This is a genomic window from Thioflexithrix psekupsensis, from assembly GCF_002149925.1.
GTDB lineage: Bacteria > Pseudomonadota > Gammaproteobacteria > Beggiatoales > Beggiatoaceae > Thioflexithrix > Thioflexithrix psekupsensis.
The window spans coordinates 18,513-39,192 of record NZ_MSLT01000001.1 but is presented as its reverse complement, the minus strand read 5'-3'; the positions used below and the strand labels follow the sequence as shown (position 1 = coordinate 39,192).

Genomic DNA, 20,680 nt, shown 5'->3' with positions numbered 1-20,680 from the left:
TCACTTTCTCGAGGCATTTGGGAGTGAGGTTAAAGCTATTATTTGTGACTATCCCACCCGCCCCCACTGTCCCTGCAATGCCCGCAGGGCTTGAGCGCGGTGGCTTAATTGATTTTTTACGACTGCGGGCAATTCAGCGGCACTGCATTGATGCGTGGGAACGTAAAACACAGGATCGTAACCAAATCCCCCTTGACCCCGTGGTTCAAACAATACGCGCCCTTCCCATGTACCACAACACACCAACGGCATTGGATCATGCGCATGACGCAACAACACAATCGCACACTGAAAACGCGCTGTTCGCTGCGATTCTGGCACTTCTCTTAACGCATTTAACAACTTCTGCACATTTTCCGTATCACTCGCCCCTTGCCCTGCGTAGCGTGCCGAATAAATACCGGGCGCACCTTGTAACGCATCCACCTCTAAACCTGAATCATCCGCTATCGCCGCGAATCCCGTGCATTGTGCGGCATGACGGGCTTTTAAAATCGCATTTTCAATAAAACTGAGTCCCGTTTCTTCGGCATCTTGCACTTGATACTGGCTTTGGGGAACAACGACACAGTTGTATTCGGCTAAGATTTCGGTAAATTCTCTGACTTTTCCCGCATTAGAACTGGCGAGAACAAGGGTATTGATCGACATGGGGGTTGATTCTCAACTATTCAGTAACAAAACTAAAACGGCATAAAACTATTGAACATCGACGCAGGACGCGCAAAATGACCCATACTATGATTCATCTGCATTAAATGCACTTGCATGTGATGCGTCGTGACCGTCATATTTTGCATAGATTCGCTCATGCTGACCACTGTTTTATCGATAGATTGCATCGAACGCCCCATTTCGGTAATAGAACCGTCTAGCGTCAACACCGACTGATCAATACTGTTTACAGAACGTGACAACTCGCTAATGGCATTTTGCATCGTTTCCATATTGACCAACATCGGCTCTAGCGAATCCAATTTCACCGAAATCACTTGCATCGTGCGGGTCATTTCCTGTATTTGTCCCGTCATAACCTGCACATTATCGGCCAAAGTGGCAATACTGTCCGTCATAGAAGCCATATTATTTGCCATACGCGGATCAATACTGATCGCCATCGTAGACATATCACGGCTCAGATTATAAATGAGAAAAAAACCATAAATCGCCAATAACGCAAACGCAGACAAAGCAGGATACACCACCACTTCCCAACGACGCGCACTTTGTCGAAATGACTCAACAAAGGCTTCCATTTGTCCACGACTGATAGCCGCGCCGCATTCCATTGTGGCAACTTGAGGCAGAGGAGATTCTTTTGACGGAGTCGCAATCGAAACGTCAGGATTTTTATTACTTTGAGTCACTACTTATTACCTCCATTGATGTCGCTCGTCACCGTCCTCTGCTTATGCGCCTTGTTTGACATCCCACCGCTGCACAGGTCGGTTGACTTCTCGCCAAAAATTCGATTTGTTGGGTTGTTACATCGATTTTTCTTTAGCGATTAAGGAGATATTAGCACATTCTAATAGATGGTTTTTAATAGTTTTTTTATGAGGTCAAAAGTGATAATCATTGTGCGCCGCAAAAACGACTACATTAATTCATCCAAAAAGCCACAAATTCACCAATTCTTCACGCAATTGACACTCAATTGCAACGGTTTCTGCTTACACTATGAACGTAGAAGTACCCATCAACTTTTTAGACGGAGTTAAATGCTCCGTCATTTTTTTTGTGTTTCATCATTAACTATCCAAATTTGCTGTACTTTTTGCGCTTGTAACAATGCGCTCCACGTGTCACAGTGCCACAACTGACCTTGTACCACATCAGTTTTTTGTAAGGGAAATGGGCAAGCGGCTTGTAATTGTTCTACTGAAATAGCCAAATCGTGCAACACCACCATTTCCACATACCCAGCCAACACCAGTATTTCTTCTGTGGGCGTTTGATACAGCGTGCCATAAACCGCTTTCTGCCAATCAAAATCAAAACGTGTAAACGGTGTTAAATAGGCTTGTGCTTGTGGATCGCGTCGCAGATAACTGCCTAATTTTACAGGTAATTTAATTAATTCTTCCAGCGATGTTGACGGTTTATTTTTTGCGGATGTGGCGCAGGGAGTTTGGGCGCAAACCATTTGTTTTACAGGAAAAGGCAAAGTGTAAGTCGCCAGCCGCTGCCAATATCCATCAGGTACTGTACGACCTCTTTGGCGTAATAACTGAGCAGTATTATACAGCCACAAAGGACTTACTTCTGGGTCGTCTAATAATTCTTCTAATAAAACAATCGCTTGCGACCAAGTATCCGCACCAAAGCCCTCATCCGCAATGATCAATGCTCGCATTCCTGCCACATGGGTATCATTGGGAGACAAGGCGCGGGCTTTTTCTATGGCAGCACGAGCAACAAAAATATCTTGTTGATAAAACAAGGTAATCGCCAAATTTAACCACGCAGGCGCGTAATGGGCATCCATTTGACTGGCTTGTTCAAAGGCTTGACGGGCTTGGGATAAATAATTATCGGCAACTGAATCATATCCGCGCATTGTGCCTGTTAATAACTGTTCCATTCGGTTATCTATTTCCAACTGAATAGGCAACCAATAAAGCCATCCTTTTTCCCCTAATTCTCGCCGTGCCAATTGCAAATAACATACGCCTAAATTATTAAACACTTCACGCGAAGGAAAATGTTGTTGTAAGGCTTTAAAAAAATAAATCGCATCTTCACAGCGATTAAAATGACTTAAACGCACACCGAAATGAAAATAAATACTTTTTTCTAATAAAAGTTGCAAACGTTCTTTTAATAAACTCATTCGCACCTGACTGTCAGGATGTGTGCGAATGGCAGCCTGCCACGGTTGCTGTTCCCACAATTCAAAAAAACTATTTTTTTGCTCCTTTTCTTCAAGTAAAAGAGAAACGGGATAACCCGCTAATGCCGCATATAAAAATCCTGCATCATCTGCGGCTAATTCTTGTCGTTGTAGCGTATCTTTTTCTAACTGCACAGCGGATGTTAATGCTTGATTATCTGCAAATTGTAAAATTTCCCGATGCCAAAAATCATTATTAGCCAAATGGGCTAATTCATGCCCTAAAATAAACGCCAAACGAGTATCCCCATAAATCTCACTCACTGCATCATAATGAGCGCGAATAGTTGCAGCGGAAATAACAATACTGCCATCGGGTAAAGCCAGCGCAAAATGAGATGGCGCAGTTTGCACCACAATAAGCTGTGGCCAACGTTGTTGCTGTTTATCGGCCACGGCGCGCACGCGCTCAAAAATAGCATAAACCTTTTTAATTTCAGCTAATTGTGGATCAGCCCGCCCATATTTTTCAATATAATAAGCCGCTTGTTCTCGAAATTCTCTGGCGAATAAATGCACAGAGAAACTTGAGAAAATAAGAAATAGAACGACCATTAATTTTATCTTGTACATATTAAACATGTCCTGTTAAAGTGTACATTAAAATTTCCAATTCACGCCCTAATTGTTCATACAATTGTGGTGTATCTGGATTAGGCAATTGATGCAATAACAAAGTAATTTGTTCTAACTGTGCAATCACATTTTCTGCCAATGGATTTTCTTTATTTTCCACCGTAAAATGTTGATAAATTTTTTCAAATAAACCCCGTTGTCTATACCAATATTGATCCGACATGTCATAATTAAATTGAGACACCACCCACAACGCCATTGTCCAGCGTCCTAATTCATAATGATAACGCCAAGGTGTATTTAACCAATGGGTGGTTTCTATGGGAGATTGTAAAATAATGGGTAATAAGGTTCTGTCATTATTGTCCAGTAATTGCTGTCCCACCCATAAACCCGCAGAAAATGCCCGCTGTTGCGTCGATAAATCGGGAGAAGCCGTAAAACCATAATGAGAAATAGGGCGAAATAAAGGATGGGTAAATTCAGCTAAAATCTGTTGAGTCGCCACACTGTGTTTATGGCTCAATTCTGAGTACATTTCATCCAGTTGTTGATGAATCGTTGAACCTGTCATTAGGCGCAACAATAACCAACTCATTAGTAATAAACTTAATACCCCCGTGCCTAATACAAAACGAGGGTAATTAAAAGTAAAATAATGCTGCCATTGATTTTTTAACGTTATCAAAAACAAATGAAAGCGATTTTTTAACCCCTGATCCGAATGAGAAATGACAGTAGATTCTGGCTGTAATGTTTCAGTGATTTCAGGCGCAAAAGTCAAGCAATCGCAAACCATTTGCCATTCTCGATAACAATCAGGACAAATTCTTAAATGCAACAAAAAAGAAGCTCTGTCTTGTTCTGTTAATGTGCCTTGTACAAAAGCGATAAATTGTTGTTCATCGGGACAAGGTTCTAATTTCTCTCCAGAAGGAATTGCTTGTGCGGCCAAAGCGCATAAAACTTGCACTTGTTCAGCGGAATGAAAAGGGAGAGGATTCATTTTTTTACTCCATAATTAAAAAGTGAGATTATTGGATTAATAAACGCAATTCTTCCGCTAAACCCACATCAATAAAAGCCTGTTCTAAACGGGTTAATAAACGTCGATGTCGCCCTGCCACTTGATTGGCATTGAGTTGTAAGCGTCGTCCCGCTTCACTGACAGACAATCCTTCTCGATAAATCAGACTTAATAGTAAATAATCTTCGTTGTTTAAAGTAATTTGCTGTTTTAGCTGATTAAGTCCTTGTATTAACTTAGGATAAGCTGAAAATTTCTCGGCTTGAATTTGAGCATTATCAGCGGGATTTTGTAAAAATTCCAACAGTAAAAATATCAATTCCAAGCGGCGATCATTTTCTAATTCACTCAATTCCTCATCGGGAGACAATTGTGTGGCAGCGACATTTTCAATCTGTTCTGTTTCCCAAGAAACCGCAGTGTAACGCGCAGGTAATGTTTCTTGATGTAAAATAGTTTCAATCACATGAATAATTGCCGCTTTTTCATAGCCTAATGATTGAGACATATTCCATAATTGCTCAATGGCTTCTTGGCGCGTTAATCCTTTATGTAATAATAAAAAGCCTTCTTTCCATAATTGCCCTTGTTGTTGAATCCATGTGGGAATGTAAGGAGTATCGCCAATTTTGCGAGAAAAATCGGTAAATAAACGATTCGCTACCACAGTAATAAAAGCGGTAAAACCTTCGCCACGATATTCTCGAATTTTTTGCCAATCATTGCGTTGTAATTTCTCCAAAAGATAATCAATGGCTTGTTCAGCCAATTGCGGATCGTTAAAAAAACGCTTGCGTGCGATTTCATGTAAATAACGCCAATAATTAAAAACGTATTGTTTGGCTTCCTCTGCGGTCATGATGCTTCCTAGTGAGTACAATAATGTACACCGAATATAGGCTTACTGCGTTATTTCTCGGTGTTTTTTTACATTATTTTCAGTGATAGACGATTCAATTGCGTATAATTGTCAAGTTGAGAATATTGCTTTTTCTAGCGTTCTTGCTTTTGCAAGGGGTAGAACATTCAGCATTCACCACAGATATAAATAACTGCTTATTTTATCAGGATTTTTTTGTATCATGCGTTTTAAAGTATGGCTTCCGTTTTTGATTTTAGCAGTGGGTGGTTTGGGTCTGGTGTGGTTGATTAAAACCCGCCCCCCCGCGCAACCCATTGAAGCAAAAGAACAAGTGTGGACAGTTGATGTCGTCACCGTTCAACCCCAAGCACAACATCCCCAAGTAATGTTATACGGAAGAGTGGAGTCACCGCAGGCCACTACCTTGCGTATTCCACCATTTTCTCAAAATAGCGCGCTGACGGTGACTCAAGTGGTTTATTTGGCAGGAGATAGCGTAAAAAAAGGCGATTTATTGCTGAAATTAGATGATAATGAGGCTAGATTACTGTTGGAACAACGTGAAGCAGAAGTGCAGCAATTAACGGCGCAAATTGATAATGAAAAAATTCAACACGACACCAATATAGCCGCTCTAAAGCAAGATGAAATTTTGTTGAATTTAGCAGAAAATCACGTGAAACGAGTGCGGCAATTAGAACAAAAACAAGCCTCTTCTCAATCCGCTGTGGACGATGCCAATAAAGCATTGGCACAGCAACAGTTAAGTTTATTACAGCGTAAACGTGAAATTCGCAGCCATCCTGCGCGTTTAGCCCAATTACAGGCTAATTTAAAAAAAGCCCAAGCCCAAGCCAGTCAAGCCCGCTTGGAAGTGGAACGTACTGTATTGCGTGCGCCCTTTGATGCCCGCTTGGCGCAGGTGTCTGTTTCCTCAGGGGATCGGGTGCGCGTGGGCGATGTGGCTGTGACTTTATATGATCCGAAAACTTTAGAAGTTCGCTCACAGATTCCTGCGCGTTATCAAGGCATTGTGTTAGAACAAATGCAAAAAAATCAGCTTTTAACCGCTAAAGCCGATTGGCAGGGGCATGAAGTCAATTTACAATTGGCACGGGTGGCCGGAGAAATTCAAGCAAAAACGGGCGGCATTGATGCTCTGTTCACCGTCACCAGTCAGGCAGAATTATTGCGTTTAGGACAGTTCTTAACGCCCATTTTACGCCTGCCCGCAGAAGATAATGTGAGTTTATTGCCTTTTTCGGCTATTTATGGCACAAATCGCTTATATAAATGGGTTGATGGTCGAATGCAAAGTGTGGCTGTCAATATTATCGGAGAGCAAAGTATGCCCGATGGACGCAGTGTCGGGGTGTTGGTGCGCAGTGAAGAATTACACGCAGGCGATCAAGTGATCGTGACTCAATTACCCAACGCTATCAATGGCTTGAGAGTGCAAACACGCATTGAATAAAAGTAAATCTTGGCAATAGGAACATGTGATGCAAACTCCAGATTATGAAGTATTAATCGCAGGCAGCGGAGTCGTTGGTAGCACTTTGGCGTGTGCTTTGCTGTCGGCGGGATTGCGTGTGGGCTTGATTGAAACGCGCCCCGCTGAGATAATTCATCCAAAAATTTTAGATTTACGTGTTTTTGCACTGACACGCGCTTCTGAACGTATTTTTCGCAATTTAGGCGTGTGGGATGATATGGAAGAAATACGTGTGAGTCCTTTTCGGGCGATGGAAGTGTGGGACAACACGGGACAAGGACAGATTTTTTTTGACAGTAAATCGATTACAGAACCCACGTTGGGTTATATTGTTGAACAAAATGTGATTTTAGCGGCGTTAAATCAACGTTTAGCCACTTTTGCCGCGACAGAAGATTTAGTGCGTTTTCAACCCGATGCCGTCACTGGTTTTTCTGTGGATGATCAAGTGATTACGGTGAAATTGGTCACGGGAATGCGTTTAACAGCGCGTTTATTAGTGGCCGCGGAAGGGGCTAATTCTCCCATTCGCACTTTAGCAGGTATTCCTTACCATCTGTTTGATTATGCACAACAAGGTTTAGTGGCTAATGTTCATACCACAAAACCACATGATTGCGTCGCCAGACAACGTTTTTTAGAAAAACAAGGGATTTTAGCCTTTTTACCCTTAAAAGAACCGCATCAAACCTCTATTGTCTGGAGCTGCCCAACACCACAAGCCCAAGCCTTGATGAATTTAACATTAACTCAGTTTCAACAAACGCTCACTGAAGCCTTTGATCATCGTTTAGGCCAAGTGGAAATGTACAGCGAGCGTGCCATGTTTCCCTTAGCGCGCCGTCACGCTGAACGTTATGTGCAGGCGCGTTTGGCTTTAGTAGGGGATGCGGCGCATACCATCCATCCCTTAGCGGGACAAGGGGTTAATTTGGGTTTGTTGGATGTGGCGTGTTTGGCTGAAGTGTTATTAACCGCACGTCAAGCGCAGCGAGATGTGGGAGATTATGCTGTATTGCGTCGTTATGAGCGGTGGCGACGAAGTGATAATGCGTTGGTGCAAAGCGCAATGGATGGCTTTAAAATAGTGTTTGCCCAAACGGCTTCTCCAGTGCGTTGGTTGCGTAATGTGGGTTTAAATTTAACTCATCATAGCCCGTTTATTAAAAATTTAATCATGCAACAAGCGATGGGATTAAAAGGAGATTTGCCTGAATTAGCGCGTTATATGGTTTAATTATTTTCTATACCAAAGAAGATATGGTTCATAGAACTCTTATTTTGTCAGAATCAGAATTTTCAGAATTTAAGAATTAACAAAATTGATTCGTTCTGATTTTTAATTAAAAAACAACAGTGACTTCACCGATAAATACCATGTTTAAAAAAACTCCGCTTCACCAACAACATCTGAATGCCCATGCCAAAATGATCGATTTTCACCATTGGTCAATGCCTTTGCATTACGGATCACAGTTGGAAGAACACCGTGTCGTGAGAGCCAATGCCGGTGTGTTCGATGTTTCGCACATGACCATTATTGATTTAACAGGTAAGCAAGTGCCTGCTTTTCTTCGTTATTTGTTAGCGAATAATATTGATAAATTGCAAACGCCCGGTAAAGCCTTATACAGTTGTATGTTGAACGATCAAGGTGGGGTGATTGATGATTTAATCGCCTATTATCAAACGCCAGAACAATATCGCCTTGTGACCAATGCCGCGACGCGACAACGAGATGTGGCATGGATTCGTCAACATGCGGAGAGTTTTAATGTCAATGTTAATGTGCGTTCCGATTTAGCCATGTTGGCGGTGCAAGGGCCAAAAGCGCGGCAATTGGCACAATCGGCTTTGCCAGCGGGATTGCGCCAAGCGGCGATGGCCTTACCTTCTTTTTCGGCGTGTTGGAATGAACACTGGTTTGTTTCGCGTACAGGTTATACGGGAGAAGACGGTTTTGAAATTCTTCTGCCCGCAACGGAAGCCGCAGACTGTTGGCAACATCTGCTGACTGCGGGGGTGTCGCCCGCGGGATTGGGCGCACGGGATACTTTGCGTATTGAGGCTGGCTTGAGTCTCTACGGTGCGGATATGGATGAAACGGTGACTCCTTTGGCTTCAGGTTTGGCGTGGACGGTGGCTTTTGAACCGATGGCGCGGGATTTTATCGGGCGTGATACTTTAATTCAGCAGCAAACACACGGCAATCATCCCATTTTAATCGGCTTAGTGTTACGCGGTAAGGGAGTTTTGCGGGCGCATCAACCGGTGACTTTATTGGATGGGCGCGAAGGTGTTGTCACTAGCGGTACATTTTCACCTATTCTAAATCGTTCGATTGGTTTTGCGCGTTTACCACAGGGTAATTATGAAGGCATTACCGTCACTATTCGCAATCGGCAATTAGCGGCACAAGTGGTTAAATATCCATTTGTGAAACAGGGCAAAATTTGTGTTCAAATAGACAATTAATCGCACGTTTATTGATTCATTCAATTCGTTTTTCTTCAACCCAAGACTTAATAAAGAGGCATCGTTTATGAGCGAAATTCCCAATACATTAAAATATACCCGTTCTCATGAGTGGGTGCGATTAGAAGACGATGGAAGTGTCACTGTCGGCATTACTGATCATGCACAAACGTTATTGGGCGATTTGGTGTTTGTGGATTTGCCTGATGTGGGACAGGAAGTTTTTGCGAATGAAGATTGTGCTGTGGTAGAGTCGGTGAAAGCGGCTTCTGATGTGTACAGTCCTTTGGATGGGGAAGTGATTGCTATTAACAGTGATTTGGTCGATCATCCTGAATTGGTGAATAGCAGTCCTTATGATAAAGGGTGGTTATTTCAAATTAGACCTGAAAATGCCACCGTATTAGATGAATTATTAGACCCAGAAGATTATGAGGCTTTATTGGCTGAAGAAGATTAAGCCATGGCTGCTCCCTTATTCTTTATTTTTATGAAGAATAGGGGAGATTGATTTATTTTTTTAGACTCCATGAGAGCGTGTTTATTTTTCATGTCTTATATTCCACATACTCCAGATGAAATAAAGCAGATGTTATCTACAATTGGTGTGGATAATATTGAAGATTTATTTGCAGAAATTCCTAAAGAATTACGTTGTGATTTGCATTCGGAAGCATTGACTGCGCTAACGCCACGTTTATCAGAAATGGAAATCGCACAGTTAATGCGTCAGCGCGCAGAACAGAATGGTAAAACTTATTGTTTTATTGGTGCGGGAGCTTATGATCATTATATTCCCGCAGCCGTGTGGGAATTAACGACACGCGGCGAATTTTATTCTGCTTACACGCCTTATCAAGCGGAAGCGAGTCAGGGAACTTTGCAATTATTATACGAATTTCAAAGCATGATCAGTGGCTTAACCGGTATGGAAGCGGCTAATGCGTCGTTGTATGATGGTGCGTCGGCTTTGGCCGAAGCGGTATTGATGGCGGTGCGTTTGCGTAAAAATAAGGCGCAAAAAATTTTAATTCCCAAAACCGTTCATCCAATTTATCGCAGCGTATTGTATAGCTTAACGGCGGCACAAGGAATTGAGTATATTGAACTGAATTATGACGCAACATCGGGTGTGACGGATTTAACTCAATTGCCAAGCACGACAGATGGGGTGGCGGCTTTAATTATTCCGCAACCTAATTTTTTTGGTCAATTGGAATGGGTGGATGATTTGGCGCGTTGGGCGCAGCAACGGGATTTGTTGGTGATTGCGCTGGTGAATCCGCTCAGTTTAGCGGTGTTGAAGCCGCCGGGCGAGTGGGGCGAATCGGGTGCGGATATGGTTTGTGGCGAGGGGCAACCGTTGGGTATTCCCATGTCGGGTGGGGGGCCTTGTTTTGGTTTTATGTCGTGTAAAAAGGCACATGTGCGACAAATGCCCGGGCGAATTGTCGGGCGCACGGTCGATTTAGATGGAAATACAGGATATACCTTAACGTTACAAGCCCGTGAACAGCATATTCGCCGCGCTAAAGCCACGTCTAATATTTGCACGAATCAAGGCTTAATGGTGACAGCGGCCAGTATTTATTTATCGCTATTAGGGCCGGCGGGTTTAGCGGAAACGGCACGCGCTTGTCATCGCAACACGTCTTTATTGTTAGAAGAATTAAGCCATATTAGCGGCATTCGTCCTGTATTTAATCATCCTTATTTTCATGAGGTGGTGGTGCGCATTGAGCATTCTCAATCTGTGGCTGATATTTTGACTTCGTTGGCGAATTTGCATATTTTGGGTGGTTATGATTTAAGCCAAACTTATCCTGAATTGGGGCCATGTTTATTAATTTGCGCCACAGAAATGCGTACAGTCGCTGATATTGAACATTATGCGGCTAATTTACGCTCTATATTAACCCAAAGTTCAACCATAGGTTTACCTTTATGAAAAAGAAATTATTGACTTTTCTTATTGCGCTGTCTTGCTATAGCGGCGTGAGTATGGCTGCTGAAGTTAATTTTTCGAGGGCATATATTATACAGTCCACTCCCGAAGAATTACTGTTAGGCAATGTTGAACATTGGCCGAATTTAAATCCATTTCCTTTTACCACTACCTTAAAATTAGGATTTGATCGGGTTTCGGGTCAATTTTTAATTTTAGAATCGCAGCCTCAAGTGCTAACTGGCGATTTATTACAAGCCCAATTACAAAATACTTTGTGGAAAGGCGAATATAAAACAGTGGGTAACTTTTATATAACGAGTTTAAACTTTTTAAGTGTGAATAAAGGTTTTGTCGGTGCAGAAGTGATTCATGACACGGGATCGCCCAATCGAGACAATTATTTGCGAGCGCATTTAGGCGGGACTATTTTCAGTGAGTATTTGATTAAAAACCAAAAAGATGAAGAAGAATGGTTAAGTCAAGTTGCTTATTTGGAAAATGTGGCGCGTATTGAGGAAGCCAATGCAAAAGCCATTGCAGATTTAATTGAGAAAGAAAAAGACCCCAGTGAAGCCAAATTGGAAGTGATTCCGCCGATCATTGCGATTCGTCACCAAGTGCGGTTAAAACGGGTGCGTGGCTTAGAATTTCGTCATTCTTCGGCCAGTTGGGGCAGTGCCACTGAGTACCGTTTCACGATTGAAAACAATGAGATAAAAGGCATCGTCGGCACGCCCCGCGACAGTTACAGCAGCAACGACGGGACGACAGGAAATGGCAATTTATGGCTGATTCCCGCGGCGATTTACGATGAACGTAATGCACCGCCAGTGTTGGAGTGAGGATGAATCGGATATAGCAAAATGATGTGATTTATCAAGCCCTTATTTTGTCAGAATCAGAATTTACAGACACAAGAATTTTCAAAATTGATTCTTGCCAGTTGTTTATTTTCAGCAGATTTTTTTATTCTTTAATTCTGAAAATCCTGAAATTCTGTAAATTCTGATTCTGACAGAAAAGTTTTATCAATGGCTTCATTTATTAATTAGATAATGCTTTTATTTTATTTTGATTTATAAAAGATATTTTATAAATCGGCTAAAAATTTTGATAGAAATAAATCCACTCGACAAGTAACAATAAATATGCTAAAGAATGTCGTTGAGCAGACTTTAAATTAAGTTTGTGTCCTATTTTTATGACCGCTCTAGCTAAAAGGTTTTAAAACTATGCGTCATTATCATGTAGGTATATTACTTGCGGGTTTGTTGGCAACACATCACACGTGGGCTATCACTGAATTAAATGTGCAAGACCAAGGAGTGGTTGATTTGTTTTTGACAGGAAAATCACCCGCCAATACCTTAATCGTTGATTTTTCTAGCGGATTGACCACGGCTGATTTCAACGGGGACAAGATCGCTGATATTGCAGTGGCTTCTCCATCGGAAACTTCGCTTCGTGGTATTTCTCAAACGGGACGTGTGGCCGTGTTCTTTGGGGGGAATTCTCTAAAAGAATTGGTTTCCCCTGTTGACCCAGAGCATGGAAAAGAAAACTTTCTGATTTCAGGCATTATTCAGGGAGAAAAAATAGGGACTCGTTTGGCAGCGGGCGATTTTGACCAAGATGGTTTGAGTGATTTGGTGATGTACGCGCCTAAAAAAGGTAAAAGTGATGAAGGACCTCGCTTGTATGTTGTATACGGAAAAACTAACTTTTCCGCTAAAATGGAAATGCCTACCCATGCCGATGTCGTTATCACTCACACGCACGCGAATAACGTACCCAACGCCCAAGATTCCCTAGATGTGCTTAATCTGGCGACTGGCGATGTCAACGGAGATCGAGTAGATGATTTGTTAATTCTTGATGACATCAATAACCAAGCTCATGTATTATTTGGAAAAGCAGGGCAAAAATGGGATAAAGCGGTGGATTTGAGTGTGGCTGCGGGTGCGACTTTGCGGGTGCCGGGATACGATGATTTTTATCACGTTGGTTTGGTGGGAGCGACGGGGTCTGGTGGAATGACAAGTGGCTTATTGGTTTCCGATCTGAATGGGGATGGCATTGGTGACATCGCCATCGGACTCCCCGAAGCCAGTGTAGGCAGTCTCGAAAAAGCAGGACAAGTTTATGTGGTTTACGGAAAAACTGGCCTGTCAGGGGCTATTGATTTGGATAATGCCGACATCAAAATTTCGGGTGGCTTGAACCGAGACCAAGTAGGAGGCAGTCTTGCGGCTGGGGACTTGGACGGAAACGGGCAAATGGATTTGATAATTGGTGCGCCGCTGTCTGGCTTGGGACAAATGAGTACAACGGGCATTGGGCGGGTATTGGTACTTAAAAACGTGGTGAACCGTGGCCAGTCGCTGGATTTATTCTTAGATGCTGATGTCACACTAAAACTCAGTGGGGAAAAAGGTAAAATCGGTTTTTACACCGGTTACACCTTGTCAGCTCAGGACGTAAACCACGACGGAATATCAGACCTAACGATCAGTTCTCCCAATGCCTTTAACGGCAGTGGTAAAAATGGCTGGGTACATGTTGTCTATGGCAGCAATGCCCTAAAAAATATGTATGACTTAGATATGGATGCCGATTTAGCCATTTACACGCCTGAACCACCTAAATCTCTATGTTGTGGTGAAATGGGGACTGGTTTAGCGATCAGCGATGTGGATGGAGATGGTAAAGCTGACTTGCTTTTGGGTGCGCCTCGCAGTGGTTTTGGGACATCTTCCAGTGGGGTTTTACATGTGTTATTGAACGTCGCGGCTAAACAAGCTGGAGCAACGTCGCCAAATATGGCTCAGTTAGACAGCGAAACTTTTCAATTGCACCTGCCTTTAGTGACTATCAGCGACAGTCCATTTAAAATTTGGGCAACGATGAATTTAGTCGATCCAACCGCGCTCATTTTTGAATTACCACAGGATAGTTTTGGGCTTGTTGAACAAAGCAGCGCATCAAGCAGCACTTTTGATGGGAATACAGGACGTTTAAGCATTCCCAATTTGCATTTTTCTGGGGTACATTATCAACTGGAATTGGTGGCTGTTTCTTCTGACCCCATTCGTTTTCAAATTGACCTAACGAGTTTGAAAACATTACCATAACCGTTAAATGTTCGGTTAAAGATTGATAACTCTGTTGTCACAATGTACTGATAAAAGACCTGCTGGGATTGATTTAGGCAGGTCTTTGCCTTTAAAACACTTGTCCAGCCCGTCTAGTTTTTCAGGATCAAAACAATGCCAATTTTAATTATCTTGTCTACTCTATTACAAGTTTTTTTTATTGTTCATGTGATTAAAACAGGACGAGAACGTTATTGGATTTTTATTATTTTATTATTTCCATTCTTAGGAAGTGCGGCTTATTTCTTTATTGAATTACTGCCCGAAATTCGTCAAGGGCGAGCGGGACGGGAAATATCGAAAAAGATTTTAACGGCGATTGATCCGCAAAGAGATTTAAAAGAGCGGGTTAAGCAACTTCATTTATCTGACAATGTCCACAATAAAATTGAATTGGCTCAAGAGTGTCGTCGTTTTGGATTATTAGACGATGCCATTAAACTCTATCGGGACAGCTTAACAGGAATTTATGCCCACGATCCCGATATTATGCTGAATTTAGCACAAGTCTTATTTTTAAAAGAAGAATATGCCCAAGTAAAAATTGAATTAGACGCATTAATTCAACATAATCCTGATTTTAAATCCCAAGAAGGGTATTTGCTCTATGCCAGAACTTTAGAAGCCCTAAAAGAAGATGAAGCCGCATTAGCCGAATATCGCGTATTAAACGATTATTATTCGGGTTATGAAGCAAGATGTCGCTATGCTTTATTCCTAAAAAAATTAGGACATACCGAACATGCCAGCCAATTATTTAATGACATTTTACAACGCGCTCAATCCCTCCCTAAAGATCGACGCAAAATTCAACAAGATTGGATTGATATAGCCAAACAACAAATTGAAAATAGTTGATTAATTCTGCCTATTATTTTTCTCTGATTTATCCCTCAAAAACTAACAACCACCATAAGGAGAGTTCTTAATGCTTATCATTAAGTATTGGCTGAAAATCAGCCTAATTTTATGCTTATTACCTTTAAAAGTAGCCATTGCCAATCCAGATTTTCTTGTGGATAGCGACTGGTTATCAGAACATAAAAATGATGAGAAATTAATCATTTTAGAAGTGCGGCATCATCCGCATCGCTATTATACCGTTGGTCACGTTGAAGGCGCGCATCAAGTCCAACGAATCAAGGACTTAGGCGACCCTCATGCGTCTGTTTTAACCCGTTTCCCCGATCACCTGACTTTTCAACAACGTTTGCGTGAATGGGGAGTCAATGATGATTCTCTTATTTTAATTTACGACGATTCTCGCACTGTTTTAGCGGCGCGTTTATATTTTATGTTGGAATTGTACGGCTTTAATGTTTCGCAAGTAAAAATATTAAATGGTGGGCTTTTAGAATGGAGCGTATTTGAAGAATTAAGCCAAACAGCACCCCCATCGCCCGCATTAGGCAATGTCACGTTGCGGCCGGCTAATGCTGATTTATTGGTGGAATGGACAGCCGTTTATGATCAGGTATTGTCACGCCGCGATCCTCAAGTGGTTTTATTAGATTTGCGCTCGCCTGAACAATATCGCGGTGAAGTGATTCAAAATGCACCCCGAGGGGGACATATTCCCGGTGCCATTAATATTGTCAATGTGAATGCGGTGCATCCCGATTCACAAAAATGGCTTAATGATGAGGAAATTGCAGCCCTTTATCGAGACATTCCTAAAGACAAAACCATTTATGTGTATTGTGATGATGGATTCCGTATGGCTTTGGCTTATTTGCAATTAAAACGAGTGGGCTATGCTGATGTGAAACTTTACAATGGTGGCTGGAGACATTGGGGAAGTGAATGGAGCTTGCCAGTGGTCAAAGGAAATCAACCTTTTGATGATGAATTTTCCTTATAATTATCCCCGTCCTGAATCAGAAAGAATGACTTTAAAAATTCTGATTCAGAACAAAGAATAAAACGTTAATTACAAACAAACATCCGCATCATCTCCCTCACCGCCTTCCGAGCTATTCGCACCTAAAGAGCAAATTTGATAAGTTTGCCCTGTCAAACGATAGCGATATTCATTACCCCAAGGGTCTTTCGGTAATTCCGAACTTTTAATGTAAGGGCCACGCCAACGGGGATTATTGGTGGTATTGCGCAATAAACCATCCAAACCATTAGGATACTTGCCCGTGTCCAAACGATGCGTATCCAGAGCCGTTTCAAAGGCTTTTAGCTGATTGCGCGCCGCAGACACTTGCGATTCGCCAAAACGATTCAACACAGTAGGGCCAACAATAGCCGCCAACATGCCCAAAATCGCCATGACAATTAACAACTCAATTAAAGTAAAACCACGAGAAACTCGTGCGTTAAAACGCAACATCATGAATCACTCCAGAAAAAATAAATCAAAAATAACACTCGCTATTATCTTAGCGCAAACTTTTCAAATTATCCAAAATCACTTGATTATTCGGATCAATTTGCAAAATTTCTTCATATAATAAAATCGCCTCATCAATGCGGCCACGTGCCGCTAACGCACTGGCTAAATTAGCGCGGGCAGCAATGCCTTGCGGATAAGCCGCAATGGCTTGACGGTAACTATCTTCGGCTTGCAAATAAGATTTCAAATTATACAAAATATTGCCGCGATTCACCAAAAATTTAGCCCGATCAAAATCGCGCAATTCCGCCCCCAATAAAATTTGCTCAATTAAAGCCAAAGCCTCCTGATAACGTTCTAATTTACGCATTGCCACCACAATATTTAACAAGGCTTCAATGGTAAAACTTTTATGCACTGTGCCATCTTCGGCCGGCACTAATTCCGCAGAACGTTCCAAAGCCTGCAAACCCTCTAAAGGACGATTTGCTTGCACCAAATGTTTGCCTAAAATCACCCAAGCTCGTTTTTTCTCAGGAGCTTTTTGCAAATTATCTTGCCATAACGCAATGGGGTCACGCCACAATTGATTGCGCCATAAGGTTAAGCCTGAGAAAACCAACGTGATAACGGTCAGCAAAATCATCGCCGAACGCCAATTAAACCACGATGCCATTGCCGTCATGACAAACCAAACCAACAATAAAGCTAAACCAAAATTAGGCAAATAAGTACGATGCTCAAAAACCACATCTCGAATCGGCAAAACACTCGATTCAACCGCATGCGCTAAATAATAAAATAAAATGCCAAAAGCCAATAAAGGAAATTGTCTTTTTTTCCATAAAGCAAACGCAATGAACGCCAAATGTCCCAATAAACCTAAAATCACATCAACTTGAAAAAAACCATTGGCAATCGGATAATCATAATCAATATGCAAACCCAATGGCATAAAAAATAAACGAATATACCACCACAATACGGTTATTTGCGTTGCAAGATAATCAATACGGGAAATTTGCGTGGTTTCGCGGGTTAAACTCTGCATGGCTTCTAAAGAAAATGGATTTTGCCCCATGACAGAAATTAATATAACCATCAAACTGCCAATAATCGCTAAAGCAAGCACACTGGTTATCGCAATTTTCTTCATTGAGTCATGAAAGAAAATCACGCCAATTAATACCATCGCAATAGGTAATGTTGCTGTGTTTTGTTTGGTAAAAAATGCCAATGCCATTGCTAATAAACACAATATTGACCATGTCCAAAAAGCGCGTTTATTTTCCGCCAAACGCGCCCAAACAAAACTCGCTAATGCCAATAAATAAAATAACCCCGCCATTGAAGCCAAACGCTGCACCACATAAGTCACAGCCTGCGTTTGCAAAGGATGGGTTAAAAATAATAAAGCCACAAAAAAAGGCAACCAATAATAAAGCCGGTTATCTGTTTCGCAGCTTAAAGCAGGCGTTTTTAACAAGCCACGCACCAATAAAAACACGGTCGCAGCCGCTAAAAAATGCACTAAAATATTAACCAAATGATAGCCTGCTAAAGAAAAATGATGCACTTTATAATTTAGCGCAAAACTCCAATAGCCAACAATACGTGCTGCGGAAAATTGCCATAATTCGGCCAATGTTCCCTGCCAATTATAAATCACAGGATTTTCTTCTATCGAAGAGAAATCATCTAAATAAAATGGCACGTCTAAAGTATGCCCGTAAATCAGCAAGGTAAAAACCAATAAAATTAATAATTGAATCGCCCACAAGTGAGTGGTCAACCACGGCGAAGGGGGCGTTGAAAATTTAATATCAGCCATACTATAACGATTCCCGAATATGTGGCTCGGCACGACGGAATAAAACCCAAGCAGGCCCCAGTAATAATAACCAAATCACCACCAAACGCACTATATTTGACCACTGCCAATCTAATCCCTGAATCATCGCATGTAAAAGAGCCATAATGTCGGCCGCTGGATTAACATATAATAACCACTGCATCGAATCAGGTAATGATTGCGGCATATACATGACAGGCGTAACATATAAAGTAACGCTAATGGCAAAAGGAAAAAATTGCGCAATATCTTTTAAGAACAGCCCAATAATTGCCAAAATATAACAAATCGGTATCAACCAAACTGCCAATGAGAAAATAGACACTAATCCCAATGGTAAAAAAGTCCAATCATACATGATAAATAACATGATCATTAAGACCGAAGCATATAATAAACTGGGCAGCAATAAAGACATTAATGGTAAGATAGCAATAGGAAATACTGTCCGTTGATATAAACCGCCGAATTCTCTTAATACATTTAAACTGCGATTGAGTACTTCAGAAATAAATAACCACGCCAAAATTCCCAATAAAAAATAGTCAAGAAACGGGACATTATTAGGAAATTTAATTTGCAACACCACGTCTAATAAAAACCAAAAACCAATCACTTGCAACGCGGGTTGTAATAATAACCACAAATGCCCTAATACCGTTCCTGAAGTTCGTGTGACAATGTCGCGTTTGACCAGCAAATGCAGCAAATCCCGGTGCCGCCACGCCAGTTGTAAGGGCATTTTTAACCCTGTCCACGTCGCATTGCCGTAACGTTGAATAAAATTATGTATCGCCATTATTTCTATCTTATGCGTTGGAAAAATGCGGTAAGGTTAGCATAATTTGTTTAATTTTGGCACAATCTATGACGCTTGAACGCGAGTTTTGACATCTTTTGCGGCGTTTAGACAGGAAGCGTCGATTTTATTTTATCGCTGTTTTTTTACGACTGTGGAACAATAATAATGTCTTCTAAAATAGAAACGGATAACTCCATGTTCACATCGAATCCAATTATTATTAATAAAAAAGTGATTCGACCGGGTAATCAAGCCATTATCGACATTCCGATTGCCCATTTATACACACATACGCCCATCGAATTGCCGGTGCATGTGATTAATGGTAAGCGGGCGGGGCCTCGTTTATTTGTTAGTGCGGCGATTCATGGCGATGAATTAAACGGGGTGGAAATTATTCGCCGTTTATTAAAGCAAACAGCTTTAAACCATTTACGCGGAACATTAATTGCCATTCCTATTGTTAATGTCTTTGGTTTATTAAATCATTCTCGTTATTTACCAGATCGCCGTGATTTAAACCGTTGTTTCCCCGGTTCAGAAACAGGATCATTAGCAGCACGTTTAGCCCATATTTTTATGACCGAAATTGTGGAACATTGTGATTATGGGATTGATTTACATACGGCGGCTTTTCACCGTGATAATTTGCCACAAATTAGAGCCAATTTAGACGATCCAAAAACAGCACGTTTAGCCCATGCTTTTGGTGTGCCTGTGTTGTTAAATTCTAATTTAAGAGATGGATCATTACGCGAAGCGGCCGCAGAAAAAGGTATTTCTATGCTACTTTATGAGGCGGGCGAAGCCTTGCGTTTTGACGAAGTGGCGATTAATGCGGGGGTACAAGGCATTTTATCGGTCATGCGCGAGCTGGATATGCTCCCACCGCGTCGCCGTCGTAAGAATTGTTGTGAGCCTTTTATTGCCCATACCAGCGATTGGGTGCGTGCGCCACACGGGGGCATTTTACGCACTGAAATAGAATTAGGAAAATGGGTAAAAAAAGGTGATTTATTAGGGATTATTTCCGATCCATTTGGACAAGAAGAAATCGATGTGATTGCCAGTCGTAATGGTATTATTATTGGCTTGACTCGTTTGCCTTTAGTGAATGAAGGCGATGCCTTATTTCATATTGCCAGTTTTAAAGATTCAGAACAAGTCGCTGCACAAGTCGAAGCGTTTCAAGTAGAATATGAAAGCGATAAAATTAAAACTGACGATCCACCACAAATTATGCCTTAATAGGCATTT

General features: G+C 41.6%; 18 protein-coding genes. 10 read left to right on the top strand and 8 right to left on the bottom strand.

Annotated features, from left to right (window positions below; translation table 11 throughout):
* Nucleotides 1-48 precede the first annotated feature (48 nt).
* The 5 genes from rdgB to TPSD3_RS00160 all read right to left on the bottom strand — a co-directional run bounded on the left by rdgB (nt 49) and on the right by TPSD3_RS00160 (nt 5,355).
* A complete protein-coding gene (gene rdgB / locus TPSD3_RS00180) occupies nt 49-651 on the bottom strand; it encodes an RdgB/HAM1 family non-canonical purine NTP pyrophosphatase (protein ID WP_086486582.1) in 603 nt (200 codons plus the stop codon).
* Nucleotides 652-683: 32 nt separating this feature from the next.
* Nucleotides 684-1,367 (bottom strand): methyl-accepting chemotaxis protein, encoded by a 684-nt coding sequence (locus TPSD3_RS00175; RefSeq protein ID WP_086486581.1) that lies wholly within the window; start codon nt 1,365-1,367, stop codon nt 684-686.
* A 362-nt stretch (nt 1,368-1,729) separates the two neighbouring features.
* Nucleotides 1,730-3,466 carry a M48 family metalloprotease gene (locus TPSD3_RS00170; RefSeq protein ID WP_086486580.1) on the bottom strand — a complete coding sequence of 579 codons (1,737 nt, stop codon included), beginning with the start codon at nt 3,464-3,466 and terminating at the stop codon, nt 1,730-1,732.
* A gap of 1 nt (nt 3,467) precedes the next feature.
* A complete protein-coding gene (locus TPSD3_RS00165; RefSeq protein ID WP_086486579.1) occupies nt 3,468-4,475 on the bottom strand; it encodes a zf-HC2 domain-containing protein in 1,008 nt (335 codons plus the stop codon).
* 28 nt (nt 4,476-4,503) lie between these two features.
* Nucleotides 4,504-5,355, bottom strand: a complete 852-nt coding sequence (locus tag TPSD3_RS00160; protein WP_086486578.1) for a hypothetical protein — start codon at nt 5,353-5,355, stop codon at nt 4,504-4,506.
* Between the two features lie 223 nt (nt 5,356-5,578).
* Here TPSD3_RS00160 and TPSD3_RS00155 point away from each other — a divergent pair, with 223 nt between their 5' ends.
* The 9 genes from TPSD3_RS00155 to TPSD3_RS00115 all read left to right on the top strand — a co-directional run bounded on the left by TPSD3_RS00155 (nt 5,579) and on the right by TPSD3_RS00115 (nt 16,289).
* On the top strand, nt 5,579-6,832 hold the full coding sequence (locus TPSD3_RS00155; protein ID WP_086486577.1) for an efflux RND transporter periplasmic adaptor subunit: 1,254 nt from the start codon (nt 5,579-5,581) through the stop codon (nt 6,830-6,832).
* Nucleotides 6,833-6,860: 28 nt separating this feature from the next.
* Entirely contained in the window at nt 6,861-8,090 is a 1,230-nt protein-coding gene (locus TPSD3_RS00150; RefSeq protein WP_086486576.1) for a UbiH/UbiF/VisC/COQ6 family ubiquinone biosynthesis hydroxylase, read from the top strand.
* A gap of 140 nt (nt 8,091-8,230) precedes the next feature.
* On the top strand, nt 8,231-9,328 hold the full coding sequence (gcvT, locus tag TPSD3_RS00145) for a glycine cleavage system aminomethyltransferase GcvT (protein ID WP_086486575.1): 1,098 nt from the start codon (nt 8,231-8,233) through the stop codon (nt 9,326-9,328).
* Between the two features lie 67 nt (nt 9,329-9,395).
* A complete protein-coding gene (gene gcvH / locus TPSD3_RS00140; protein WP_086486574.1) occupies nt 9,396-9,788 on the top strand; it encodes a glycine cleavage system protein GcvH in 393 nt (130 codons plus the stop codon).
* Nucleotides 9,789-9,878: 90 nt separating this feature from the next.
* Nucleotides 9,879-11,276: an aminomethyl-transferring glycine dehydrogenase subunit GcvPA gene (gcvPA, locus tag TPSD3_RS00135; RefSeq protein WP_086486573.1), complete on the top strand. Its 1,398-nt coding sequence runs from the start codon at nt 9,879-9,881 to the stop codon at nt 11,274-11,276.
* A complete protein-coding gene (locus TPSD3_RS00130; protein WP_086486572.1) occupies nt 11,273-12,118 on the top strand; it encodes a hypothetical protein in 846 nt (281 codons plus the stop codon). Before gcvPA ends, TPSD3_RS00130 begins: the two co-directional genes overlap by 4 nt.
* Nucleotides 12,119-12,508: 390 nt before the next feature.
* Complete coding sequence (locus TPSD3_RS00125; protein ID WP_086486571.1) at nt 12,509-14,407, top strand: FG-GAP repeat protein; 1,899 nt, start codon at nt 12,509-12,511, stop codon at nt 14,405-14,407.
* A gap of 135 nt (nt 14,408-14,542) precedes the next feature.
* A complete protein-coding gene (locus TPSD3_RS00120; protein ID WP_086486570.1) occupies nt 14,543-15,286 on the top strand; it encodes a hypothetical protein in 744 nt (247 codons plus the stop codon).
* A 70-nt stretch (nt 15,287-15,356) separates the two neighbouring features.
* Entirely contained in the window at nt 15,357-16,289 is a 933-nt protein-coding gene (locus tag TPSD3_RS00115; protein WP_086486569.1) for a sulfurtransferase, read from the top strand.
* A 69-nt stretch (nt 16,290-16,358) separates the two neighbouring features.
* Here the strand turns inward: TPSD3_RS00115 and gspG are convergent, their stop codons facing one another.
* Genes gspG through TPSD3_RS00100 form a run of 3 tightly spaced genes read right to left on the bottom strand, consistent with a single transcriptional unit; the run spans nt 16,359 to nt 19,420 of the window.
* The gene (gspG, locus tag TPSD3_RS00110; RefSeq protein ID WP_086486568.1) at nt 16,359-16,769 is read right to left on the bottom strand and encodes a type II secretion system major pseudopilin GspG; all 411 of its coding nucleotides are present in this window, start codon (nt 16,767-16,769) and stop codon (nt 16,359-16,361) included.
* A gap of 46 nt (nt 16,770-16,815) precedes the next feature.
* The gene (locus TPSD3_RS00105) at nt 16,816-18,600 is read right to left on the bottom strand and encodes a tetratricopeptide repeat protein (protein WP_086486567.1); all 1,785 of its coding nucleotides are present in this window, start codon (nt 18,598-18,600) and stop codon (nt 16,816-16,818) included.
* 1 nt (nt 18,601) lies between these two features.
* Nucleotides 18,602-19,420 (bottom strand): ABC transporter permease, encoded by an 819-nt coding sequence (locus TPSD3_RS00100; protein WP_086486566.1) that lies wholly within the window; start codon nt 19,418-19,420, stop codon nt 18,602-18,604.
* 198 nt (nt 19,421-19,618) lie between these two features.
* On the opposite strand from TPSD3_RS00100, the gene TPSD3_RS00095 reads away from it, so the two are divergent.
* The gene (locus TPSD3_RS00095; RefSeq protein WP_086486565.1) at nt 19,619-20,671 is read left to right on the top strand and encodes a succinylglutamate desuccinylase/aspartoacylase family protein; all 1,053 of its coding nucleotides are present in this window, start codon (nt 19,619-19,621) and stop codon (nt 20,669-20,671) included.
* Nucleotides 20,672-20,680: the final 9 nt, after the last annotated feature.

Bases quoted from the DNA above. Each gene is read 5' to 3' on its own strand.
- gspG (WP_086486568.1), bottom strand. From the start codon at position 16,769: ATGATGTTGCGTTTTAACGCACGAGTTTCTCGTGGTTTTACTTTAATT.
- TPSD3_RS00105 (WP_086486567.1), bottom strand. From the start codon at position 18,600: ATGGCTGATATTAAATTTTCAACGCCCCCTTCGCCGTGGTTGACCACT.
- TPSD3_RS00120 (WP_086486570.1), top strand. From the start codon at position 14,543: ATGCCAATTTTAATTATCTTGTCTACTCTATTACAAGTTTTTTTTATT.
- gcvT (WP_086486575.1), top strand. From the start codon at position 8,231: ATGTTTAAAAAAACTCCGCTTCACCAACAACATCTGAATGCCCATGCC.
- TPSD3_RS00160 (WP_086486578.1), bottom strand. From the start codon at position 5,355: ATGACCGCAGAGGAAGCCAAACAATACGTTTTTAATTATTGGCGTTAT.
- TPSD3_RS00095 (WP_086486565.1), top strand. From the start codon at position 19,619: ATGTTCACATCGAATCCAATTATTATTAATAAAAAAGTGATTCGACCG.
- TPSD3_RS00165 (WP_086486579.1), bottom strand. From the start codon at position 4,475: ATGAATCCTCTCCCTTTTCATTCCGCTGAACAAGTGCAAGTTTTATGC.
- TPSD3_RS00130 (WP_086486572.1), top strand. From the start codon at position 11,273: ATGAAAAAGAAATTATTGACTTTTCTTATTGCGCTGTCTTGCTATAGC.
- gcvPA (WP_086486573.1), top strand. From the start codon at position 9,879: ATGTCTTATATTCCACATACTCCAGATGAAATAAAGCAGATGTTATCT.
- rdgB (WP_086486582.1), bottom strand. From the start codon at position 651: ATGTCGATCAATACCCTTGTTCTCGCCAGTTCTAATGCGGGAAAAGTC.
- gcvH (WP_086486574.1), top strand. From the start codon at position 9,396: ATGAGCGAAATTCCCAATACATTAAAATATACCCGTTCTCATGAGTGG.
- TPSD3_RS00115 (WP_086486569.1), top strand. From the start codon at position 15,357: ATGCTTATCATTAAGTATTGGCTGAAAATCAGCCTAATTTTATGCTTA.
- TPSD3_RS00155 (WP_086486577.1), top strand. From the start codon at position 5,579: ATGCGTTTTAAAGTATGGCTTCCGTTTTTGATTTTAGCAGTGGGTGGT.
- TPSD3_RS00170 (WP_086486580.1), bottom strand. From the start codon at position 3,466: ATGTACAAGATAAAATTAATGGTCGTTCTATTTCTTATTTTCTCAAGT.
- TPSD3_RS00100 (WP_086486566.1), bottom strand. From the start codon at position 19,420: ATGGCGATACATAATTTTATTCAACGTTACGGCAATGCGACGTGGACA.
- TPSD3_RS00125 (WP_086486571.1), top strand. From the start codon at position 12,509: ATGCGTCATTATCATGTAGGTATATTACTTGCGGGTTTGTTGGCAACA.
- TPSD3_RS00150 (WP_086486576.1), top strand. From the start codon at position 6,861: ATGCAAACTCCAGATTATGAAGTATTAATCGCAGGCAGCGGAGTCGTT.